Source organism: Martelella sp., assembly GCF_984369615.1.
On sequence record NZ_CFHTCS010000425.1, the window covers coordinates 1 to 3347 of the forward strand.

4 protein-coding genes are annotated in these 3347 nt (G+C 63.9%); 2 read left to right on the top strand and 2 right to left on the bottom strand.

What is annotated here, in order from left to right:
• Positions 1-51: 51 nt before the first annotated feature.
• Positions 52-1365, bottom strand: a complete 1314-nt coding sequence (locus tag AC5DC2_RS21560) for an Nramp family divalent metal transporter (RefSeq protein WP_491699968.1) — start codon at positions 1363-1365, stop codon at positions 52-54.
• A gap of 324 nt (positions 1366-1689) precedes the next feature.
• Between AC5DC2_RS21560 and mntR the strand changes: the two genes are divergently transcribed.
• Entirely contained in the window at positions 1690-2121 is a 432-nt protein-coding gene (gene mntR / locus AC5DC2_RS21565) for a manganese-binding transcriptional regulator MntR (RefSeq protein ID WP_024707943.1), read from the top strand.
• A gap of 100 nt (positions 2122-2221) precedes the next feature.
• Here the strand turns inward: mntR and AC5DC2_RS21570 are convergent, their stop codons facing one another.
• Positions 2222-2431, bottom strand: a complete 210-nt coding sequence (locus tag AC5DC2_RS21570; RefSeq protein ID WP_024707942.1) for a DUF1127 domain-containing protein — start codon at positions 2429-2431, stop codon at positions 2222-2224.
• A 117-nt stretch (positions 2432-2548) separates the two neighbouring features.
• Here AC5DC2_RS21570 and AC5DC2_RS21575 point away from each other — a divergent pair.
• Positions 2549-3347 (top strand): ArsR/SmtB family transcription factor (locus tag AC5DC2_RS21575; RefSeq protein WP_491699969.1); only part of this gene is annotated, 799 nt, incomplete at its 3' end.

Here is a 3347-nt window from a genome sequence, read left to right on the forward strand (position 1 = left end):
ACCGATCAGTCGACTCGGCATGAACCGAGACAACCTCTTGAGGCTCCACATCTAGCCTGCCGCAAGCCCCGGAATCGGCACGCCGAAGGTTTGCGCCAGCAGCACGATGTTGAGCGAGAGCACGGCGAGCGCGCCGAGGATCGCAAGCGCGCAGATCAGCCGGCCATTGGCATAATCGCCCATGATTGCCCGGTTGCGGGTGAAGATCACCAGCGAGATCATCGGCACGGGCAAGGCGATCGACAGGATGATCTGGCTGACGACCAGCGCCTGCGTGGCGTTGACGCCGAGCGCGACGACGATGAAAGCCGGCGCCATGGTGATCAGCCGGCGCAGCCAGATCGGTATGCGGAAGCCGACAAAGCCCTGCATGATCATCTGCCCCGCCATGGTGCCGACGACCGAACTGGAGATGCCCGAGGCGATCAGCGAGATCAGGAAAGCGCTGGCCGCCATCCCGCCGAGAAGCGGCGTCAGCATGTGGTAGGCGGTCTCGATCTCGGCCACTTCGCTGTGGCCCTTGTGGAAGGCGCTTGCCGCCATCATCACCATCGCCATGTTCACCACGCCGGCAACGGCGAGCGCCAGCACCACCTCGGTATTGGAAAAGCGCAGCACACGGCGGCGGTCGGCCTCGTTGCCAACCTTGACGCGGTGCTGGGTGAGGCCGGAATGCAGGAAGACGGCATGCGGCATCACCGTCGCGCCGATGATGCCGACGGCAATCGCCAGCGCCGTGGCGTCGGGGATTTCGGGCCTGACCAGGTGGAAGGCGGCCTCGCCCCAGGCGATGGGCGCGATGAACAGTTCGACGATGTAGCAAAGGCTGATCACGCCGATCAGCGCGCCGATGATCAGCTCCATCGGCCGAAAGCCGCGCCGCTCGAACAGCAGGATGCCGTAGGTGACGATCGCCGTGACCCCCATGCCCGCCATCAGCGGCATGTTGAACAGCAGCGCAAGGCCGATGGCCCCGCCGAGGAACTCGGCAAGGTCGGTCGCCATTGCCGCGATCTCGCTGACGATCCACATCAGGATGACGACAGGTTTCGAGAATTCGTCGCGGCAGACTTCCGCCAGATTGCGGCCGGTGACGATGCCGAGCTTGGCGGACAGGCCCTGGAACAGCATGGCGATCAGATTTGCGAACAGCACAACCCACAACAGCGTATAGCCATAGCCTGCGCCCGCCTGGATGTTCGTTGCGTAATTGCCGGGATCGACATAGGCGATCGATGCGATGACCGCCGGACCGACGAAAAGCAGCGCGGAGCGCGGCTTGATGCGGCCGGAAGCCATGGCCTGTTCGATCGCCGTGTTGGTGCGATCACTCAGCGAGGGGCGTCTGGATTGAGGGTCTGACATTTTCGAATTGGCACAAGGGAGATTTGTAATCGTTCTAGATATAGCCAAGGCTACATTTTTGTCAATTGGCGTTATATCAGAAGGCTGTTTCGAACGGCTTTGGTTCCGGCTCGGGCATCTCGCAGTCGGACGGAACCATCCGACGACCGCGAGAATGCGTCAAAACAAATAGACAGAACGGCTCCGCGCTTCCATGAAAGGCGGAACCGTTCTGGGCTCTGCGTGCAAAAGTTTAGCCTTGGCTTTAAAGTGTAAGCGGACTTGATTCCGCCACATCAATGCGCTTACTGCTAAGGCGAACAGGATGGACCGGAGAAAGGCGCAATGGACATGCACGGCGACGGCGCAGACAACCAGGCGGATCGATTCTCCAAGGCCCGCTCGGAACGCGCCTCCGCGCTTCTGGAGGACTATACCGAGCTGATCGCGGATCTGACCGAGGAGCACGGCGAGGCGCGGCTGGTGGATATCGCCAGAGCCATGGGCATTGCCCATCCGACCGCGGCGAAAGCCGTTTCCCGGCTGAAGCGGGAGGGGCTCGCCACCTCGCGTCCCTATCGCGGGGTCTTCCTGACGGAGGCCGGCGAGGCCATGGCCGAGAAGGCCCGCGCGCGCCATGTGCTGGTGCTTGATCTGCTGCTGGCTGTCGGCGTGCCGCGGGAGGCGGCCGAGCTCGACGCCGAGGGCATAGAGCATCACGTTTCAGACGAGACGCTGGCCGCCTTCGAGGCGTTTCTGAAGAGCGGACGCGGCTAGGGCATCGGGCGAAAAAGTGGTTACCGGTTTTTCGATAACCCGATGCGCCCAAACAAAGAGATGGATCATCGGGCGGTTCAGATTAACCGCCCGATGATATCTAGTCCCAGAACGGGCGGCTTGCCTCCTGCCGCGCCTGGTGCGGCTCGATGCCGATGTCGCGCAGCCGCTCTTCGGTCAGTTCGAGGAGTTGCAGCCGCTGCCTGCGCCGCTGCGGCCAGCGAACGAAGATGGTCTTCGTCGCGTGTCGAACCAGTTTTGCGGCGCGTACGAAAAGGGTGCCGTGGCGGGAAATCACGGTCTCGTTCATGGGGCTCTCCTTCGGTTGGCGGTGAAGGAGATAGCCCGATCGGGGACCGTGATGCTTCGATCGCGGGCGAAACGTCGGACGCTGACGGCGAGGCGTTGCAGTGGTAGATTGAGCGTCATGACAAACATGGTTTCGGGAAATACGCTCGCCGCCGTCGCCGCGCTCATCGGCGATGTCTCGCGCGCCAATATCCTGGCGGCCCTCATGGGCGGCAGGGCGCTGACGGCCGGCGAGCTTGCCGAATGCGCTGGCGTATCGGCACAGACGGCGAGCAATCATCTGGCAAAGCTTGTCGACGGCCAACTTGTTGCTGTCGAAAAGCAGGGCAGGCATCGCTATTTCCGCCTGGCCTCGGCGGAGGTTGCGGAGACGCTGGAGCAACTGAGCCTGCTCTCGGCCATCGGTCCGGTGCGCTACCGCCCCACGGGCCCGCGCGATGCGGCGCTCAGGCTGGCGCGCACCTGCTATGATCACATGGCCGGCACGATCGCGGTCGGTATCGCCGATTCGATGGTGAAATCAGGCGCGGTCGTCTTCGACGGCTATGCCGGCATGGTGACCGACAAGGGAGAGGCGCTTCTCGCGGAATTCGGCATCTCGCTTTCCTCCGCCGGCAACAGCCGGCGGCCGCTCTGTCGGACCTGTCTCGACTGGAGCGAGCGTCGCCCCCATATCGGCGGCTGGCTCGGCGCGGCGGTGCTTCGGCGCTCCTGCGAGCGCCACTGGCTGCGGGTGCAGGGTCGGGCACGGGGTCGCGGTCGCATTCGCGGTCGGGGGTCGGCGTCAGCGTCGGCGTTGCGGTCGGGGTGTGGCTCTCTCGCAATGCCTCACCCAGCTCGACACGAGGCGCGCCCACAACGGCGTTGGCGCGTAGGCGGGTGCGCCGCCACGGAACGTCTCGAAATTGAGGGTGATG